Annotated in this window: 17 protein-coding genes; 12 read left to right on the plus strand and 5 right to left on the minus strand. The window is 60.4% G+C overall.

Translation table 11 applies throughout. The features are described 5' to 3' along the window. The first annotated feature begins 220 nt into the window (after positions 1-220). From RGR602_RS23690 to RGR602_RS23705, 4 genes are all read left to right on the plus strand, one after another. Positions 221-1,264 (plus strand): alpha/beta fold hydrolase, encoded by a 1,044-nt coding sequence (locus tag RGR602_RS23690; protein ID WP_040114545.1) that lies wholly within the window; start codon positions 221-223, stop codon positions 1,262-1,264. 97 nt (positions 1,265-1,361) lie between these two features. Beyond that, positions 1,362-2,102 (plus strand): response regulator, encoded by a 741-nt coding sequence (locus tag RGR602_RS23695; protein ID WP_040114546.1) that lies wholly within the window; start codon positions 1,362-1,364, stop codon positions 2,100-2,102. After that, positions 2,099-3,418, plus strand: a complete 1,320-nt coding sequence (locus RGR602_RS23700; RefSeq protein WP_040114547.1) for a sensor histidine kinase — start codon at positions 2,099-2,101, stop codon at positions 3,416-3,418. Before RGR602_RS23695 ends, RGR602_RS23700 begins: the two co-directional genes overlap by 4 nt. A gap of 103 nt (positions 3,419-3,521) precedes the next feature. Further along, positions 3,522-3,755, plus strand: coding sequence for a hypothetical protein (locus RGR602_RS23705; protein WP_040114548.1), 234 nt, complete (start codon positions 3,522-3,524; stop codon positions 3,753-3,755). Positions 3,756-3,812: 57 nt separating this feature from the next. On the opposite strand, the gene RGR602_RS23710 is transcribed toward RGR602_RS23705, so the two are convergent. Next, on the minus strand, positions 3,813-4,880 hold the full coding sequence (locus tag RGR602_RS23710; protein ID WP_040114549.1) for an ABC transporter ATP-binding protein: 1,068 nt from the start codon (positions 4,878-4,880) through the stop codon (positions 3,813-3,815). A 352-nt stretch (positions 4,881-5,232) separates the two neighbouring features. On the opposite strand from RGR602_RS23710, the gene RGR602_RS23715 reads away from it, so the two are divergent. The 6 genes from RGR602_RS23715 (at position 5,233) to RGR602_RS23740 (ending at position 11,453) form a co-directional block, all read left to right on the plus strand. Then, positions 5,233-6,873 (plus strand): extracellular solute-binding protein, encoded by a 1,641-nt coding sequence (locus RGR602_RS23715; RefSeq protein WP_040114550.1) that lies wholly within the window; start codon positions 5,233-5,235, stop codon positions 6,871-6,873. A gap of 72 nt (positions 6,874-6,945) precedes the next feature. Continuing rightward, the gene (locus RGR602_RS23720) at positions 6,946-8,064 is read left to right on the plus strand and encodes a carbohydrate ABC transporter permease (RefSeq protein WP_040114551.1); all 1,119 of its coding nucleotides are present in this window, start codon (positions 6,946-6,948) and stop codon (positions 8,062-8,064) included. Next, positions 8,064-8,975, plus strand: coding sequence for a carbohydrate ABC transporter permease (locus RGR602_RS23725; protein ID WP_040114552.1), 912 nt, complete (start codon positions 8,064-8,066; stop codon positions 8,973-8,975). The genes RGR602_RS23720 and RGR602_RS23725 overlap by 1 nt, the downstream gene beginning before the upstream one ends. A 17-nt stretch (positions 8,976-8,992) precedes the next feature. Next, positions 8,993-10,021: a LacI family DNA-binding transcriptional regulator gene (locus tag RGR602_RS23730; RefSeq protein ID WP_040114553.1), complete on the plus strand. Its 1,029-nt coding sequence runs from the start codon at positions 8,993-8,995 to the stop codon at positions 10,019-10,021. A 44-nt stretch (positions 10,022-10,065) separates the two neighbouring features. Beyond that, the gene (locus RGR602_RS23735) at positions 10,066-10,527 is read left to right on the plus strand and encodes an RbsD/FucU family protein (protein ID WP_040114554.1); all 462 of its coding nucleotides are present in this window, start codon (positions 10,066-10,068) and stop codon (positions 10,525-10,527) included. Beyond that, positions 10,524-11,453 (plus strand): ribokinase, encoded by a 930-nt coding sequence (locus tag RGR602_RS23740; RefSeq protein WP_040114555.1) that lies wholly within the window; start codon positions 10,524-10,526, stop codon positions 11,451-11,453. The genes RGR602_RS23735 and RGR602_RS23740 overlap by 4 nt, the downstream gene beginning before the upstream one ends. A 272-nt stretch (positions 11,454-11,725) precedes the next feature. Here the strand turns inward: RGR602_RS23740 and RGR602_RS23745 are convergent, their stop codons facing one another. Further along, positions 11,726-11,941 carry a hypothetical protein gene (locus tag RGR602_RS23745; RefSeq protein WP_040114556.1) on the minus strand — a complete coding sequence of 72 codons (216 nt, stop codon included), beginning with the start codon at positions 11,939-11,941 and terminating at the stop codon, positions 11,726-11,728. A gap of 302 nt (positions 11,942-12,243) precedes the next feature. Here RGR602_RS23745 and RGR602_RS23750 point away from each other — a divergent pair, with 302 nt between their 5' ends. Beyond that, complete coding sequence (locus RGR602_RS23750) at positions 12,244-12,933, plus strand: winged helix-turn-helix transcriptional regulator (protein ID WP_040114557.1); 690 nt, start codon at positions 12,244-12,246, stop codon at positions 12,931-12,933. Positions 12,934-13,054: 121 nt separating this feature from the next. Beyond that, positions 13,055-14,296, plus strand: coding sequence for an 8-amino-7-oxononanoate synthase family protein (locus tag RGR602_RS23755; protein WP_040114558.1), 1,242 nt, complete (start codon positions 13,055-13,057; stop codon positions 14,294-14,296). Positions 14,297-14,330: 34 nt separating this feature from the next. On the opposite strand, the gene RGR602_RS23760 is transcribed toward RGR602_RS23755, so the two are convergent. From RGR602_RS23760 to RGR602_RS23770, 3 genes are all read right to left on the minus strand, one after another. Further along, positions 14,331-15,374 carry an extracellular solute-binding protein gene (locus RGR602_RS23760; RefSeq protein WP_223844111.1) on the minus strand — a complete coding sequence of 348 codons (1,044 nt, stop codon included), beginning with the start codon at positions 15,372-15,374 and terminating at the stop codon, positions 14,331-14,333. A gap of 43 nt (positions 15,375-15,417) precedes the next feature. Next, entirely contained in the window at positions 15,418-16,137 is a 720-nt protein-coding gene (locus RGR602_RS23765) for an ABC transporter permease (protein WP_052451911.1), read from the minus strand. 100 nt (positions 16,138-16,237) lie between these two features. Then, on the minus strand, positions 16,238-17,149 hold the full coding sequence (locus RGR602_RS23770; protein ID WP_246703826.1) for an ABC transporter permease: 912 nt from the start codon (positions 17,147-17,149) through the stop codon (positions 16,238-16,240). Position 17,150: the final 1 nt, after the last annotated feature.

Here is a 17,150-nt window from a genome sequence, read left to right on the forward strand (position 1 = left end):
GGCTTCCATAAGAAATGTACCGCAGTGTACGAACCGCCGGGTGCACGACAGAATGACACAAATCACCGGCGGCTCGTTGAAGGGGCGGAGCGGATTGTATCAGAACGTATCAAGGCGGCCGGATGCTACATCTGCATTCAATTGCGGGCTCGGCGGGACACATTGGGGATACATGCGGCCGGCTCTCTTCAGGTCACGATCAATCGAGATGGAGAGAACGATGTCCCCTGAATTCAACCACCAGCGCCGCCGCTTCTTCGGTGTCGCCGCCATGGCCGTGGCCGCCGCCGAATTCGGCATGACCGCGATCGCAAACGCCCAGTCGCCCGCGGTATCCTTAGGAGCGGTCAAGGGGGGAGGCCATACTTCGTTCGGAGCGCTGAAGCAGATCAAGGCAGGTGTGCTCGATATCGGATACGCAGAAGCCGGTCCGGTAGATGGTCCAGTCGTCCTGCTCGTTCACGGCTGGCCATACGACATCTACAGCTATGTCGATGTCGCACCGATCCTGGCCGATGCAGGCTACCGCGTTATCATTCCCTATCTGCGCGGTTATGGCACGACGCGCTTCCTTGCGGACGAGACGCCGCGTAATGGCCAGCAGGCGGCGCTGGCGGCTGACATGATCGCCTTGATGGATGCACTCGGCGTCGAAAAGGCGATCCTCGGCGGATATGACTGGGGTGCGCGCACCGTCAACATCATGGCGGCTCTCTGGCCGGAACGCTGCAAGGCAATGGTTTCCGTCAGTGGCTATCTCATCGGCAGCCAGGAAGTCAACAAGAAGCCGTTGCCGCCGAAGGCGGAGCTGTCCTGGTGGTACCAATTCTACTTCGCAACCGAACGCGGCCGGCTCGGCTATGCCGCCAACACGCACGAGTTTGCAAAGCTGGTCTGGCAGACGGCCTCGCCCACCTGGGCCTTCGACGACGAGACCTTCAACCGTTCGGCAGGCGCGTTCGACAATCCGGACCATGTGGAAATTACCGTCCATAACTATCGCTGGCGGCTCGGTCTCGTCGAAGGCGAGGCGAAATACGATGCCTACGAGAAGCTGCTGGCGATGGGGCCGATGATCACGATCCCGACGATCACCATGGAAGGCGATGCCAACGCCGCGCCGCATCCGGAACCATCCTCCTATGCGAAGAGGTTCTCCGGAAAATACGAGCATCGAAATGTAACGGGCGGTATCGGGCATAATCTGCCACAGGAAGCGCCGCAGGCGTTCGCCCAAGCCATCCTTGATGTCGCGAAATTCTGACTGGAAGCTGTCGCGAGAAACCCCTTTACTCGCGGCAGCCGACACGTGCAAATAGCGGCTGCAAAGCGGCCAATGGATACTGTTTGAAAGACAAAAGATGGAGCATGTCGACCACATCCTGATTGTCGATGATGATCGTGAAATTCGCGAACTGGTATCGAGTTACCTGAAAAAGAACGGCCTACGGACCACGGTTGCCGCCGACGGCCGGCAGATGCGCAGTTTCCTCGAAACCAGCACGGTCGATCTGATCGTGCTGGATGTGATGATGCCGGGTGACGACGGGCTGGTCCTTTGCCGGGAACTTCGCGCCGGCAAGCACAAGGCGACGCCGGTTGTCATGTTGACGGCGCGCGACGACGAGATGGACCGGATCATCGGGCTCGAAATGGGAGCCGACGACTATCTCCCGAAGCCTTTCGCGGCGCGTGAGCTTCTTGCCCGCATCAAGGCGGTGCTGCGGCGCACGCGAATGTTGCCGCCCAACCTTCAGATCAGCGAGGCAGGACAGCTGCTGACTTTTGGCGAGTGGCGGCTCGACACCGTTGGCCGGCACCTTCTTGACAGAGACGGCACGGAGATCGCGCTAAGTGGTGCCGAATACCGATTGTTGCGGGTCTTCATCGATCATCCCCAACGCGTGCTCAACCGAGATCAGATCTTGAACCTGACGCAGGGCCGCGATGCCGAGCTCTTCGACCGATCGATCGACCTTCTGGTCAGCCGTCTGCGCCAGCGGCTCGGTGACGACGCACGCGAGCCGACCTACATCAAGACGGTGCGGGCTGAAGGCTACGTGTTCTCCGTACCGGTCGAGATTTCGGTGCCTAGGACATGAGTGAGGGCGGCAAGTCCCGTTTCGGCTGGTGGCCAAGCACGCTACGCTCGCGCCTCTTCCTGATCCTATTTGCCGGACTGGCGATCGCCTATAGCCTCTCGTTCAGCATCCTTTTTGCCGAGCGCTACATGTCGGCCAAGGCCGTCATGCTTGGCACGCTGGAAAGCGATCTAGCGACGTCGATAGCCGTGATCGACCGACTGCCCGCCAACGAGCGGGCCGAATGGCTGGACCGCCTGAGCCGTGGCAACTATCGCCTTGTTCTTGGGCCGGGTCTTCCCGGTGTGCCGGACATGTCGGGACGCGGAGCGGAGATTGCAAAACGGATAGAGGAGGCGGCAGGCAACAGGTTTCCGCTCCGCGTCGAAGCCATTCCAGGTGACGGCAAGCGGCTGCAGGGACATCTGACTCTTTCAGACGGTGCACCGCTCACCATTGACGTGACGCCGCGCGGCGTCATGCCGTTGGCCGAATGGCTGCCATATGTCTTTGCCGCCCAGATGGTGCTGCTGATCCTCTGCACCTGGTTTGCGGTGCGCCAGGCGGTTCGCCCGCTTAGCGATCTCGCGGCCGCCGCCGATGCACTCGATCCCAACAAGAAGGGGTCCCCATTGAGCGAGAGCGGGCCGAGCGAAGTCGCCAACGCGGCGCGCGCCTTCAACGCCATGCGCGACCGTATCGCCCATTACCTGGAAGAACGCGTGCAGATTCTCGCGGCGATCTCGCATGACCTGCAGACGCCGATCACGCGCATGCGCCTGCGCGCCGATTTGGCGGACGATACCCCGGAAAAGGACAAGCTGGTCAGCGACCTGCGGGAGATCGAGCGGTTGGTTCAGGACGGAATTGCCTTTGCGCGCAGTTCTCACGGCAACGGCGAAAAGACATCTCGCATTGATCTGTCTTCCTTTATCGACAGCATCGCCTACGATTACCAGGATACTGGAAAGGCGGTCACCGTTGCAGGCATCGTTCAGGGCACGGCCGTGACGAAGCCCTATTCGTTGAGACGTATCCTGACCAACTTCATCGACAACGCCCTCAAATTTGCGGGTGCTGCCGAGATCAGCGTCGAACGGAAGGGCGATGGAAATACCATCATTACGGTCACCGATCGTGGGCCAGGTATTCCGGACGACAAGCTGGAGGCCGCCATGCAACCGTTCTACCGGCTTGAGACTTCGCGCAACCGCGACACCGGGGGTACAGGGCTTGGACTGGCCATCGCTCAGCAGCTTGCCGTCTCGGTTGGCGGCACAGTAAGGATCTACAACCGCCTCGGCGGAGGCCTCGCCGCAGAGATATCGCTGCCCTGACCCGATCGTCAGGCTCGCGGCAACCGCGGCTTTCGCGCAGCCGCCGACGTAATCGTCGCCGTCGATGTCGCCGGGGAGGGGCGGCCCAGTCAAAAAGGGTGAGATGATCCGCAGAACCCTGAGCGCATCGCTCCTGGCCGCGCTGTTTCTTGCAACCCGGCTTTTGCCGAGGAAGCAACCATCGGACGCCCGATCGGAGGCGGCAGCCTGCACGCAGGATCCCTCGACATGGTGGTCTACTACGTCTCGGTCGACGGCGACCTTGCTGGAGGTCACCGCCACCTTCGCGCCGAAGACGGGGGGCGATCCGCTGCGCTTCGTCATGTGGCCCGGCTGATCCCGCCTTCAGCCAAGACGATGACGTTAACGCTTAAGTTGGCGGAAAGTCCGAGGCTCAATTCGGCCGCAACGTCTTGCCCGATCCCGCATCGAATAGATGGAGCTTTCCGGTACGAGGGGCTATCGTCACGACCTGCCCTGGCTCAAAATCGTGGCGTTCCGAAAAGACCGCGACAAGCTCGCCCGGCCCGTAACGCAGGAACACCATCGTTTCATGGCCGGTGGGTTCGGTGACGTTGACCGTCGCCGTGAGGCCGCTTTGGGCCAGCGACAGATGTTCAGGCCGCACGCCCAGGAGGACAGACTGCCCGTCGGACGCTTCCGGGGTGAAACCGAGCGGGATCTCGTCGCCGTTCTCCGTGACGAAGATTGCACCATCGGCCTTGTACCGGCCTTTGAGGAGATTCATCGACGGCGAGCCGATGAAGGTTGCCACGAACGTGTTGTTGGGACGGTCGTAAAGTTCCAGAGGCGTGCCGATCTGTTCGACCTTGCCGCCCTGCATCACCACGATCTTGTCGGCCATGGTCATCGCTTCGACCTGGTCATGAGTGACATAGATGGTCGTGGTTTTCAGCCGCTGGTGCAGTTCCTTGATCTCCTTGCGCATCTGCACGCGCAGCTTGGCATCCAGGTTCGACAAAGGCTCGTCGAACAGGAATACTTGCGGCGACCTGACGATGGCTCGACCCATCGCCACACGCTGCCGCTGGCCACCCGAAAGCTGGCGCGGATAACGGTCCAAGTAGGGCACGAGATCGAGCGTTTCGGCCGCCGCCTGCAGGCGCTGTTTGATGACGTCCGCTGGTTGCTTCTGTAGGCGCAGCGCAAAGACCATGTTTTCGGCAACGGTTTTGTGCGGATAGAGCGCATAGCTCTGGAAGACCATCGCAATATCGCGGTCCTTGGGCGGCAGATTGTTGACGACCTTTCCGCCGATTGAGATGGCGCCGCCCGTGATGCTCTCGAGCCCTGCCACCATCCGCAACAAAGTCGACTTCCCGCAACCGGACGGGCCGACGAGCACTACAAACTCGCCGTCGCGGATTTCTATATCTACATTGTGCAGGACATTTACGGCGCCGTAGGCTTTCTTCGCCCCTGAAATATTGACCTCAGCCATCTCGCTCCCACTTGCTTTCCGGCGATCTCCCTTTTGCGGAGAGTCCGGGGCTTATGCATATCTTGCCGTGGAATTTCGAGCATCCGGCCGGGGTGAAATCGGCCCCTCCTGCCTCTGCTCAAAAGCACCCGACAATCTCCTCCATGAAACGTTTCATTTTTCATTGACTTTTTCCGCTTGCCGTCTAATGCTCGATGGCGAGACCGGGAGGAGCGGTTTCAAGCAAGATATGAAACGTTTCATTTTCTTGTTTACCAGATAGTTCTGCACGAGGCCAGTCTTAAGTTGGGACTGGGAGCCAGTCCGGCAACACTGGCTGGCGGCAGCACAACGAAACGTCGAGGAGGAAGACATGAAGGTCGAAATATACGATGCATTAATGCGCCGTCAGGCAAGTCGCCGCGACGTTTTGCGCGGAACGGCAAGTGCCGCGGCTCTGCTCGGCCTGTCGGGCGCGATGGGCGGGATTGCCGGCACGGCTTTTGCCGCCGATGATTTGCGCGCCCAGATCCTGCAAATTCCGGGTGTCGGCAAAGGTTCGCCAACGGACGCAGACTGGCAGAAGGTGGGCGAGCTCTGCCTCGGTCCGACCAAGGCGAATGTCAAGCAGGGCGAGTTCGCCGGTGTCGAGCTGACCTTCATGGGGCTCAACAATCAGAATCTCCACAACTTCCTTTTCCGCGGTTTCCTGAAGCCGTGGGAAGCCTATACGGGAGCCAAGATCAACTGGATCGACCTTGCCCAGGCCGACTACAACGCCCGCCTTCAACAGTCGATTGCAACCGGAACGGTCGACTTCGACATCCTTGAAATGGGCGCACCCTTCGAAGGCGACACCGCCGGGCGCGGGCTTCTGGACGAGATGCCCGACTGGGTTGGAAAGCAGATCGAGGCCGACGACTTGGTGAGTTACCTGAAGCCGCCTGTCGGCACCTGGGACGGCAAGACCTATCGCGTGACGATCGACGGCGACTGCCACACCTTCGCCTATCGCAAGGATTACTTCGGCGAAGGATCGATCAGTGGCATGGCCGAGCCGCCGAAGACCTGGCAGGAAGTTAACGAAGCTTCCAAGGCGCTGATCGGCAAGACCGATCCGCTGACCGGCCAGCCAGCCTACGGTTATCTCGACCCGCTCAAGGGTTGGGGCGGTTTCGGCTTCTATTTCATCGAGAACCGCGCGACGGCCTATGCCAAATATCCGGGCGACCCGGCTTGGCTGTTCGATCCTGAAAACATGAAGCCACTTGTCAATAACCCCGCCTGGGTTCAGGCGATCCAGGACGTCTTGGATCTGATCGCGGCCAAGGCCTATCCGGCCGACCAGATCAATGCCGATCCTGGCACCACAGCCTTCTCGCAGTTCCTGGCAGGCACCGGCGCAATGCTCATGTGGTGGGGCGATGTCGGCTCCGGCGCGCGCACCTCGGACACCTCAGTTGTGGGCGACGTGGTCGGCTTCGGCATCAATCGCGGCTCCAACCGCGTCTTCAACCGCAAGACCGGGCAATGGGAAGACAAGTACAACGAAGCGCCGAACATGGCCTATCTCGGCTGGGGCATCTACGTCACCAAGCAGGTCTCAAGCGACGAGAAGAAGCGCAAGGCCGCTTGGTCTGCTGCTGCCCATCTCGGCGGCAAGGATCTGTCCCTGTGGACGTCGGCCTATCCCTCCGGCTTCCAGCCCTACCGTCAGTCCAACTTCAACTATGACGAATGGGAAAAGGCAGGTTACGACCGCGCCTATATCGAGGACTATCTGGGTTCGAACGCCGACAGCTACAACCACCCGAACGCGGCCATCGAACCGCGCATCCCCGGCATCTTCCAATATTACTCTGTCGCCGAGGACGAACTGGCGAAGGGTTTTGCCGGACAGTACAAGTCGGCACAGGAAACCGCGGATGCGATTGCAGGCGCCTGGGAGAAGATCACCGACCAGATCGGCCGCGATAGCCAGCTGAAACTCTATCGGGCGAGCCTCGGGCTCTGACCGGTTGACTAAACGCGCTGGCGGATCGGAAGCGATTTCGCCAGCGCCCATTCTGTCCGGACGAGGAATATCATGTCGACAGTCGAAGGCGACCTGCTCCACACGGTCGAAGCCGGCTACATTTCCGCGAGCCGTCGTTTCTGGGGCCGCGCGGCTCTGTGGCTGAGCGCTATATGGTTCGTAGTATCGTTTGTATTACAGGGTGCTCATGAGCTGGGCTGGATCGATTGGGGATTCGCGAACTGGCGCCCGGTTCTCTACGCCTATTTTCTCTGGGCCGCGGCCCTCTGCGTCACGCGCGTCGTCATTTACGGCGAGGCAGGCAAGAAGGTGCTTTTTGTTCTGCCGGCAGCGCTTTTCGTTGTGTCGATGGTGGTATTCCCGCTGATCTTTGCGCTCTGGATCGGCTTTTCTGATTGGAACCTCGCCTCTTCAACCGGGCGCCGCTTCAACGGGCTCGACAATGTGCGCCGGATGATCGCGGATCCGTTCTATACCAATGCCTTACTCAATATGATTCTTTATTGTCTGGCGATTGCGGTCGAATATGCAATCGCGTTCGGCCTGGCCTTGCTTCTCAACCAGGAAATCATCGCACGCAAGTTCTGGCGCGTGACCTTCCTGGTGCCCTTGATGCTGTCGCCGGTCGCGGTGAGTTGGATGGTCGGCAAGTCGATGATGGAGACCCGTTTCGGCCCGGTCGCGCGGCTTGCCCGCTGGCTCGGCTTTGAAAATCCATCCTTCTTCGGCGACCCGCTGACAGCGCGGCTTTCGATCATGATCATGGACGCCTGGACCTTCATTCCCTTCATGATGATCATGCTGCTCGCCGGATTGCAGGCCTTGTCGCGGGAGGTGCTGGAGGCGGCCGAAGTCGATGGTGCCACCAAGTGGCAACGCTTTTGGAAGGTCATTTTCCCGCTCATGCTGCCTGTTTCGGTAACGGCGGTGATGATCCGCATCATCTTCAAGCTCAAGCTCGCCGACATCATCATCACGGTGACATCAGGAGGTCCTGGCGGGGCGACCGATTCCGTCACCAGTTTCATCTATCGCGAATACCGCGACCGTTCGAATGTCGGATATGGCACCCTTCTCGCACTCGTCTATCTGGTGATCATCGTCTTCGGTATGACGGTGCTGATGAAGTTTTCCGACCGCATCGTGAAGCGCATGACAGGAAGGCTCTGATGGTCCGGATCGATTTCGAAAAATATGCGCGCGGGCAGCGAATTCGCTGGTGGGCCATGCGTTTGGCCGTCTACGGCCTGCTCGTCATATGGGCATTTGTATGCGTCTTCCCGCTGTTCTGGACGGTCTCGACTTCGTTCAAGACGGCCGCCGATGTCATGCGGGGCAATCTGATCCCCTGGTTCAACTTTTCGCCCAGCTGGCTGGGCTGGCGCTCGCTCGGGCTTTCCCCGGATACGATCTTCCAGATATCGACGGTGCGCGACGAGTTCATGCGCAGGCTCTGGAACAGCGTCATCATCTCGGTCACGGCGTCCGCCCTTGCAGTCGTGCTCGGATCGCTCGCGGCCTATGGCCTCAGCCGCTTTTCCTATAAGTTCGGGCATATGCGCAACTCCGACATTTCCTTCTTCTTCTTGTCGCAGCTCATTATGCCGCCCGTCGTCCTCGCCCTGCCGTTCCTGGTTCTCTACAAGGAGTTGGCGCTGCTGGACACTTATGTGGGCATGATCGCCGTCTACACGCTGATGGTCCTGCCGATCGTCGTCTGGATCATGCGCGACCAGTTCGCTACGGTGCCAGTAGAGCTCGAGGAGGCCGCGCTCGTCGATGGGCTGTCGGTCTGGGGCGCATTTGCCCGCATCATCGTGCCGCTCGTTCTGCCGGGCATGGTTGCCGCCTTCCTCCTGGCGCTGATCCTGTGCTGGAACGAATATTTCTTCGCCGCGCTGCTGACCTCCACCAATACCAACACCCTGCCGGTGATGATTGCCAGCCAGACGGGCAGCCAGGGCATCAACTGGTGGTCGATGGCCGCCCTTTCCACCGCCGGTATCCTTCCGCTGGTCATCGTTGGCGTCGTGCTGGAAAAGCACATCATCGCCGGGATGACCGCAGGAGCAGTCAAGTAGCGGCGGGGCGTTCGAAAATGTCAAAGATGCCCACAGTCAAGGATGTCGCCGAATATGCAGGCGTATCCGTGGGCACCGTTTCGCGCGTGCTGTCAGGCGAAACCGCCGTCAAACCTATGCTGCGCGAAAAGGTCAACGGTGCGATTTCTGCGCTCGGTTACCGTCCGAACGTGACCGCGAGAGCGCTGCGCACCAGCAGAACCGACGTCATCGGCCTCGTCGTTCCCGACATCACCAATCCTTTCTTCGCGCAGCTTGCCGCAAGCGTCGAGCGTGCGGCGCTCGAATGCGGGCATAGCCTCATGCTGGCGAGCTCGCATAATGATCGCGCCGCAGAGCAGAGCCACGTCTCTGCGTTTCTTGACCGGTCGGTGCGCGGCATCATCGTGGTGGCTTCGAGCGATGGTTCGGGGCTCCACCTCGAGGCAGCGGTTCCGATCATATCGCTGGACCGGCGCTTCGGCACCTTTCCCCTGGTGTCGACCAACCATGCGCAAGCGGCCGCGCTGATTGCGGACCATCTCTATGGGCTGGGGCACCGCCACATCGCCTATATCGCCGGGCCGCTCGACACCGAGGCCGGGCGCATGCGCCAGGAGGGCTTCGTCAGCCAAATCGACCGGTTCGGCAGGACCGGCGAACGCGTTGAACTCGAAATTGCCTACGGCAGATTCGACTACGAGTCCGGTGAAAGAATTGCCCGAGACCTGCTTTCGCGTCCGCCGCAGGACCGGCCAACGGCGGTTGCAGCTGCCAGCGACCAGCAGGCCATCGGCGCGCTGCGCGCTGCCCGCGACCTCAAGATCGACGTGCCGCGCAAGCTGTCAGTGACGGGTTTCGACGACATTTCGCTCGCCAATCTCGTCGTGCCGCGGCTGACGACCATACGCCAGCCGGCCGACACGCTGGCACGGCGCGCCGTCGGCCTTCTCCTTGAGGAACCACCGGGCAGGGAAGACGAGATGGTTGACGGGTCGCTGATCGTGCGTGGTTCAAGCGGCCCGCCCGCGCAACCTAAGGCGGATATCGCTGGGCATAGAAATTGAAGCAAGGCCGGCACTGCGGCCATTAGAAAGGGATGGAAGGATCAATGCTCAAGGGAATCAGGGCCGAACTCAACGGCGACATTCTTCAAGCACTTTGCAACATGGGACACGGCGACTATCTCGTCATTTCCGACATGAACTTTCCGTCGGATTCGATAGCCCGCCAGACGCGTCTGGGTAAGCTTTTGACTATGGAAAACATCCCCGCGCCGCAGGCGATAGACGCGGTCCTTTCCGTCTTCCCGCTGGACACACCGATCCAGCCTTCGGCGGGCCGCATGGAAGTGATCGGCAAGCCCGATGAAATTCCGCCGATTCAACAGGAAGTCCAGGCCATTGTCGACCGCGCCGAAGGCAAGCCATCGCCGATGTATCCCGTCGAACGCATGGCGTTCTATGACATCGCCAGCAAGGCCTATTGTGTGATCGCAACCGGGGAACTGCGCTTCTACGGATGTTTCCTTCTGACCAAGGGTGTCATTGCGGCGGCGGAGGCCGTCAGATGAGCGAAAAAAGCGGGATCGTCATTCTGGGCATTTTTGCCGCCGACACTGCCTACAAGGCCAAGCGCCTGCCCCATATTGCCGAGACGCTGATGGGGTCGGGCTTTACGCTCGGGCCGGGAGGCAAGGGCTCCAACCAGGCAATTGCCGCGGCAAAAGCCGGCGGTAAAGTGACCTTTATCTCCCGGGTCGGCAACGACCCGTTCGGCGAGATGGCGCTTGCGGCCTATGCGGCGGCGGGCGTGAAAGCCAATGTGATGAAGATGGAAGGCGTATCCACAGGCGCGGCCTTCATCTTCGTCGACGAAGTAAGTGGCGACAATGCCATCATCGTCGCACCGGGTGCGGCAGGCCTTATCGGCATCGACGATGTCGACGCGAACCGGACGGAGATCGAAAACGCTGCCATCTTCATGACCCAACTCGAACAACCCCTCGAAGCGGCCATACATGGCCTGTCGATGGCGAAAACGGCAGGCGCGACGACGATCTTCAACCCCGCACCTGCCCGCGCCATCCCGGACAGCATCTACGGCTTGTGCGATTTCATCGTCCCGAATGAAGTTGAAGCAGCGGAAATGGTGGGCCACCCGATCGAAACTGATGAACAGGCACGTGCGGCGGCCTCCACCTTGCTTGATCGGGGGGCGCGAGCGGTGATCATCACGCTCGGCGCACGCGGCGCGTTTTATCACAGCACCGGGCAGAGCGAATTCGTACCGGCGTTCTCAGCAGGCAATGTCATCGACACAACCGGAGCCGGGGATGCCTTCCTTGGTGCCTTCGCGACGGCGATTTCCGAAGGATGTGCGCCGGTCGAGGCTGTCCGCTTCGGTTGCGCGACTGCGGCAATCGCCGTAACACGGCCGGGCACGGCCCCCGCCATGCCCTCGCGCGCCGACATCAACGCCTTGTTGCGCTCATCATGATTGAAGAGCGCAACCGAAATCTAGATCAACCGGACGTTGGACGCGTGTGCGGCTCGTTAGGCAACTCTCCCAGGCGAGCGCGACACGGAAACTCTTAGCCGGGAAGAGTGCCGTCGGCTCACGCCACGTTTGGCCCGAACAGGTCGGCGCTCACCTCGCCCCAAGAAAGCCGCTCGAACAGCTTTTGGAGCGCGCGTTTGTCACCGCAAGTTTCGGTCGCTTTGCCCATCGAACAAGACGCTTGCGTTCCTCCAGGAGAACTTGGCCTTAGACTAGCCGTCGTCGTCAAGATGGCGAAACACCCGGACCCAAAAGGCGAAGTCGCCTCTCCGCCCATCACTGCGCGCGTGAATGGCGCACCAGGCGACAGCCGTTTTTGCGCAGGCGCCGTAGAGCGAGGAGGCGGCGGCCGCCGCGGTTTCGGTTGTAGTGCCAGCGCGCAGCGCCGCTTCAAAACAATGTTGTTGCTTCAGACCTTTGTCACGCATCCACTCGTCCCGTCACCGTCCGGCGCGGGTTGATCGAAAGACGATTGCCGGACGTCAATCCCTACGGGCCACGATCACGTGCCGTCCTTGGCAATCAGCCACGAGTGCTAGCGTTCAATCAATGCTGGTCACATTATGTTGCAACAAAAGTAGAAGGTCAAGCCTTCATGAATCACGTAAAACGTGTTTAATAAGCGAAGTTCTCGTCTATACGCCTACTGGAGGTGGTTTTGCCGCTATCTGCCTTGTATGATGTAACATCAAAAATGGTCCTTCATCGCAGGACGCCCGCGAGGTACCAAATGACACCCCGTATCGCAATCCTATCGACGGATGCGGACTACTACCTGATGCTGTCCCACGTTCTCTTGGCCGCAGGCTATTCCACGGTTCTGGCCGATGGATCCGAGGCAGCACTGGCCTTGATCGCCGAGAAAAAGATCGAAGTGCTGCTGATCGACTGCCAGCCGGCGTCCTCAATCCTTTCAGATCTTTCCGATCGGCTGAAGGCATCAGGCCGTTCCACAGACGTGCTGGTCGTCGCGCTCGTTGCCGAAGGAGTTCCCTATATCGACATTCTCAAGGCCGAGATCGATGAGAGTTTCATTCGCCCGATGAAGCCAGAATGGCTGCTGTCTTACCTTCATGGCCGCCTTAAAGCAGGCCCCCATGACGTTGCCGGTCGCCCCGCCATTTCCGGTCCCGACGATCTTCGGCTCGATACCGCTGCAAGGCGGGCGCTGGCAAACGACAAGCCGGTAGGCCTAAGCCCGATCGAATTTCGAATACTCAGCACTTTGATGAGCACACCCGGGCGGGTGTTTGGCCGGCCCGAACTGATCGAGGCAGTCTGGCCAAAGGCGAATTTCGTAGACCCGCGAACCGTCGACGTGCATGTGGCGCGATTGCGCCGCTCCTTGCACGACGCGCTCGGGCGAGAGGTCATCCGCACGGTTCGCGGCGAGGGATATGCTGTCGATATGAAGGAATGAACGTCAGGCAAGCCTTTGGGACCGTCACGGAATCTTAAGGAAAAATTCAGGCTGGCTTCGTTGTATGAAGGTGGGGCTCCTCCTTACGCTTAATGGATCAGAAGCGGGCGGGGAGGGTTCCATGCAGAACGAACAACAGCACAATGCGCCGATGCCTACGCGGCATCGCAACACCGCAAGTCTCATCCATACCTCGGCGCCGCATTTTGCCGCGGCACATTCGAAGGGCCTTATGGCGCTCTATGCGAGGCCGCTCGCAGGGCGAAACGCCGAGATACGATCGGCAAGAGGCAAGACGAGAATCGTCACCGATTTCGTGCGGTGTTCCTATCTCGGGCTCGACAACCATCCGGTGATCGCGGCCGGTGCGATGGCAGCACTCCTGGACTACGGGACCCTTCACTGGTCCTGCGCGCGAACGCGCCTGAATTTTGCCGCTCTCGGTACCCTCGAAGAAGCCCTATCGGATCTCTTCGATGCGCGTGTCATTACATACACGACGGTGCTTGCCGCCAACATGAGTGCATTGCCGCTGATTGCCTCGGGCGCGCTGACAGACGGTGTGAAGCCCGTCATGGTATTCGATCGTCTGGCCCATGCAACGCTCGCCTTTAACAAACCGGTCGTCGCCGAAGAGACAGACGTCCGCACGATCGCTCATAACGACCTTGCCGCGCTCGAAGAGATCTGCGAGGCCCATCCATGCGTCGCCTATATCTGCGACGGCGTCTATTCGATGGGTGGCAATGCGCCTATCGCCGAGCTTCTGGAACTCCAGCGGCGCTATGGACTATTCCTTTATATCGACGACGCGCATGGCGTTTCGATCTTCGGAGAGAAGGGCGCGGGTTTTGCCCGTTCGCAGATGCCAGGTGGCCTTGGCGAGCGGACAATCATTGCAGCCTCTCTCGGGAAGGGCTTCGGTGCTTCTGGCGGCATCCTGATGCTCGGCACGGCGCCCCAGGAGGAGGTCTTTCGGCGCTTCGCCATCGCCCATGCCTTTTCCGCTTCGATCAACGTTGCCGCAATCGGAGCTGCCATGGCGTCTCAGAGGCTCCATCGCACGGATGAGCTCAGGCAACGGCAGCAGAGGCTTGCGGCAAACATCGCACTCTTCGACGAACTGGTGCCAACCGCCCAATCCGGATCGACACTCCCGATCCGTACCGTTTTCATTGGCGATGAACTGGCAGCGATCAACGCCGCACGACGTGTTCTGGTCGCAGGCAGCTATGTGTCGGCCATCTTCTTTCCGACCGTTTCTTCGGGGCGGGCCGGCCTGCGCGTCTGCCCGACCGCCGATCATACCGTCGACGAGATCAGGGCTCTTGCCGTGGCAATTGACAAGGCACTGGAGCTGTAGGGAAGGAGCCGGGTCTTTCGACCCGACACATCTTTCATCGTATCCAGGCGTTCCAGCGCTCCAGCAGCAAAGCGGAATTGGTGTTGATCCATGCGGCGTCCGGGACGACGATATGATCCCGGATGTCTTCCTCGCTTGGAAGCCCTGCACGGGCCGCCGGCGACATCGCCGTGATCGCCTTGCTGCTTGGCGGCGTGCATAGGAGCTCCTCGCAGACGCGCGCCTGCGCGTCCGGACTATTTAGCCAGAAGGCGATCAGCTTCAGGGCATTTTCCTTATTCGGCGCTCCCTTGATAACGGTCAGACGATCGCCGACCAGGAAGGACGCTTGATTGGACCAGCCGATGGCGCGACCCTCCACCTTCAGCGCATTGGCTCGCGTCAGCCAGATCTGGCCGATGCTGTAGTCGCCGTTACGGAAGCCCTGCACACTTTGGTCGCCCGTCTTCCACCAGACGGAGATATCGCCGCGAATGGTTTCAAGCTTGGCGAGCGCCCGATCAATATCGAGCGGGAAGAGCCTCTCCCGCGCTACGCCGTCGGCAAGCAGGGCAGCCGCCATAACCCGCCAGGGATCGTCGAAATTCGGGAAAGCCCGCCCGCCCGGAAAGCGCTTCGTGTCCCACATGTCCGCCCATGTCGTCGGCGCTCCATCAGGGAACGCGTCCGATTTGTAGGCCATCAGAGTTGCCGTCGAAAACAGCCTGGCACCGGCACCGATGCAGGCGTCCTCGACGAGGTCCGGCCGGTCCTTGAACGCCTCGCAGAACACGGCGAGGTCTTCCGATGTCGCCTTGTGATTGTCGGAATCCGCCTGGATTTCTCCATCGGGATAAAGATCCCAGGTGACATTGCCGGTTTTGACCATGGCCGTTGCCTTGGCGCGCATCTCGGCATTGGTAGCAGCCACCGAAACGACTTTGATCCCGGTGCTCGCGGTGAATGGATCGAACCAGAACTTCCTCAACGCAGCGTCATAGGAGCCACCCGTCGTTGCCACGACAACGCGCTCCTCAGCAACCGCCGGCGAAACCACTGCGAACTGCAGGGCAGTCGTGCAGGCTGCGATAAATGTCATTGACCTCTTCATGTCTTTCCTCGCGTGATGAAAATTCGACCGCCTATTCCTCCCGGCGGCCCTTCAGGAGTTCGACCGAGCCCATCAACAAAAGCGAGATTGCGACCATGAGGGTCGAGACCGCGGCAATGACGGGTGTCAGGTTGAAATCGATATCTTCGAACATCTTCCGGCTGATCGTCTTGCCTCCCGTATCCGAGATGAAGAAGGCGACCGTGGCCTCATCGAACGAGGCGAGGAAGGCAAAGACGGCGGCCACTGCCACGGCAGGGGCGATGTTCGGCAGGACCACGCTGAAAAACGCCTGTGTTCGCGAAGCGCCGCAGCTGAGCGCTGCACGCTCGAGAGCCGGATCGAAACGTTCGAGTGCTGCGCTGACGGTAATCACCACATAGGGGATCGACAGGACGCAATGGGCAATGAGAAAGCCGGTGAAGTTGCCGGTAAGCCCGATCGGCGAGAAGACGAGATAAAGCGCGACGCCGAAGACGACATGGGGAACGATCATCGGAGCCATCGCCAGCGCCTTCAGAGCGTTCCGGCCGGGCAGGCTCCCGCGCACGATGGCAAGCGACGCCAGCGTGCCTGTCGCAGTCGCTGCGACAGCGGTCGAAAACGCAATTTTCAGACTGAAGACGGTTGCTGCCCGCCAGTCCGGATCGGCCAGATAATCGAGGTACCAACGCAGCGTCAACCCGCGGGGCGGCAACTCGATATAGGCCGTTGCGTTGAGCGACATTGGAACGATGAGAAGCGTGGGCATCAGCAGGAAGAACAGCACGACGCCGATTCCGGCACCGCCCGCGAGCCGAACGATGGTCGTGCGGAGCGGATGGCTAAAGGTTCTTGCTGCAACGGGTTGGTCAGGCGACACTGTTTATTCCTTTGCTGATCGAAAGTGCGCGGCGGAAGGCGAGGACGACGAGCAGCGTTACCAGGAGCAGGACGGTCGAAAGAGCTGCTGCAAACGGCCAGTCGAGAACGACCATCGTCTGCTGGGCGATAAGGGTCGCCATCGTCATGGCTTCCGGTCCGCCGACGAGTGCTGGCGTGATGTAAAAGCCGATCGCCAGGATGAAACACATGACGCAGCCGGCGAAGACGCCCGGCAGCGAGAGCGGCAGGACGACGCGCAGGAAGGTCGCAAGCGAACCGGCGCCGAGGCTGCGGGCCGCGAGCGCATAGTCAGGGGAGATCGAGCGCAACGCATTGGCGATGGGCAGGATCATGAACGGCATCAGCACATGCGTCATGGCCAGGATGACCGCGCCGTCGGTATAAAGCAATTTCAGCGGCGCGGCGATGAAACCGCTCTCGACCAGAAAGGCGTTGACGAGGCCGCTGCGCTGCAAGAGCACGATCCAGGCATATGAGCGCACGAGCACCGAGGTCCACAATGGAACGAGAACAGCCGCGGCAATGACGAGCGCCAGGCGACCCCGCGCTTTGGACATCGCCAGAGCGACTGGATAGCCGAACATGAGGCTGAGCAGCGTGACGATGGCGGCAGTCGAGATCGTGCGCGACAAGACTCCGAGATAAAGCGATGTCGTAAAGATGCGCCGGTATTGCTCGAGATCCGCTGCAGCGTCGCCGAAGCTCATGATCACGAGTCGCGCAATCGGATAGAGGAAGCCGATCGAAAACAGGACGATCAACGGCATCAGGAGAACGAGTGTCAATGTTGCTCCGTAGCGCCCAGCCGGTGTCGCTGCTCCAAGGCGCAGCGCCGGTCCGATGAGGCGTCCAGGAGTTGGTGCGGCCGACATGTCCATA

This window comes from Rhizobium gallicum bv. gallicum R602sp, from assembly GCF_000816845.1.
In the GTDB taxonomy this organism is placed as follows: Bacteria; Pseudomonadota; Alphaproteobacteria; order Rhizobiales; family Rhizobiaceae; genus Rhizobium; species Rhizobium gallicum.

What these genes read in the sequence shown, in the direction of transcription:
- RGR602_RS23760 (WP_223844111.1), bottom strand. Translation starts at nt 15,374, where the DNA reads ATGACATTTATCGCAGCCTGCACGACTGCCCTGCAGTTCGCAGTGGTT.
- RGR602_RS23740 (WP_040114555.1), top strand. Translation starts at nt 10,524, where the DNA reads ATGAGCGAAAAAAGCGGGATCGTCATTCTGGGCATTTTTGCCGCCGAC.
- RGR602_RS23755 (WP_040114558.1), top strand. Translation starts at nt 13,055, where the DNA reads ATGCAGAACGAACAACAGCACAATGCGCCGATGCCTACGCGGCATCGC.
- RGR602_RS23750 (WP_040114557.1), top strand. Translation starts at nt 12,244, where the DNA reads ATGACACCCCGTATCGCAATCCTATCGACGGATGCGGACTACTACCTG.
- RGR602_RS23700 (WP_040114547.1), top strand. Translation starts at nt 2,099, where the DNA reads ATGAGTGAGGGCGGCAAGTCCCGTTTCGGCTGGTGGCCAAGCACGCTA.
- RGR602_RS23710 (WP_040114549.1), bottom strand. Translation starts at nt 4,880, where the DNA reads ATGGCTGAGGTCAATATTTCAGGGGCGAAGAAAGCCTACGGCGCCGTA.
- RGR602_RS23690 (WP_040114545.1), top strand. Translation starts at nt 221, where the DNA reads ATGTCCCCTGAATTCAACCACCAGCGCCGCCGCTTCTTCGGTGTCGCC.
- RGR602_RS23715 (WP_040114550.1), top strand. Translation starts at nt 5,233, where the DNA reads ATGAAGGTCGAAATATACGATGCATTAATGCGCCGTCAGGCAAGTCGC.
- RGR602_RS23770 (WP_246703826.1), bottom strand. Translation starts at nt 17,149, where the DNA reads ATGGACATGTCGGCCGCACCAACTCCTGGACGCCTCATCGGACCGGCG.
- RGR602_RS23720 (WP_040114551.1), top strand. Translation starts at nt 6,946, where the DNA reads ATGTCGACAGTCGAAGGCGACCTGCTCCACACGGTCGAAGCCGGCTAC.
- RGR602_RS23735 (WP_040114554.1), top strand. Translation starts at nt 10,066, where the DNA reads ATGCTCAAGGGAATCAGGGCCGAACTCAACGGCGACATTCTTCAAGCA.
- RGR602_RS23730 (WP_040114553.1), top strand. Translation starts at nt 8,993, where the DNA reads ATGTCAAAGATGCCCACAGTCAAGGATGTCGCCGAATATGCAGGCGTA.
- RGR602_RS23765 (WP_052451911.1), bottom strand. Translation starts at nt 16,137, where the DNA reads ATGCCCACGCTTCTCATCGTTCCAATGTCGCTCAACGCAACGGCCTAT.
- RGR602_RS23745 (WP_040114556.1), bottom strand. Translation starts at nt 11,941, where the DNA reads ATGCGTGACAAAGGTCTGAAGCAACAACATTGTTTTGAAGCGGCGCTG.
- RGR602_RS23695 (WP_040114546.1), top strand. Translation starts at nt 1,362, where the DNA reads ATGGAGCATGTCGACCACATCCTGATTGTCGATGATGATCGTGAAATT.
- RGR602_RS23705 (WP_040114548.1), top strand. Translation starts at nt 3,522, where the DNA reads ATGATCCGCAGAACCCTGAGCGCATCGCTCCTGGCCGCGCTGTTTCTT.
- RGR602_RS23725 (WP_040114552.1), top strand. Translation starts at nt 8,064, where the DNA reads ATGGTCCGGATCGATTTCGAAAAATATGCGCGCGGGCAGCGAATTCGC.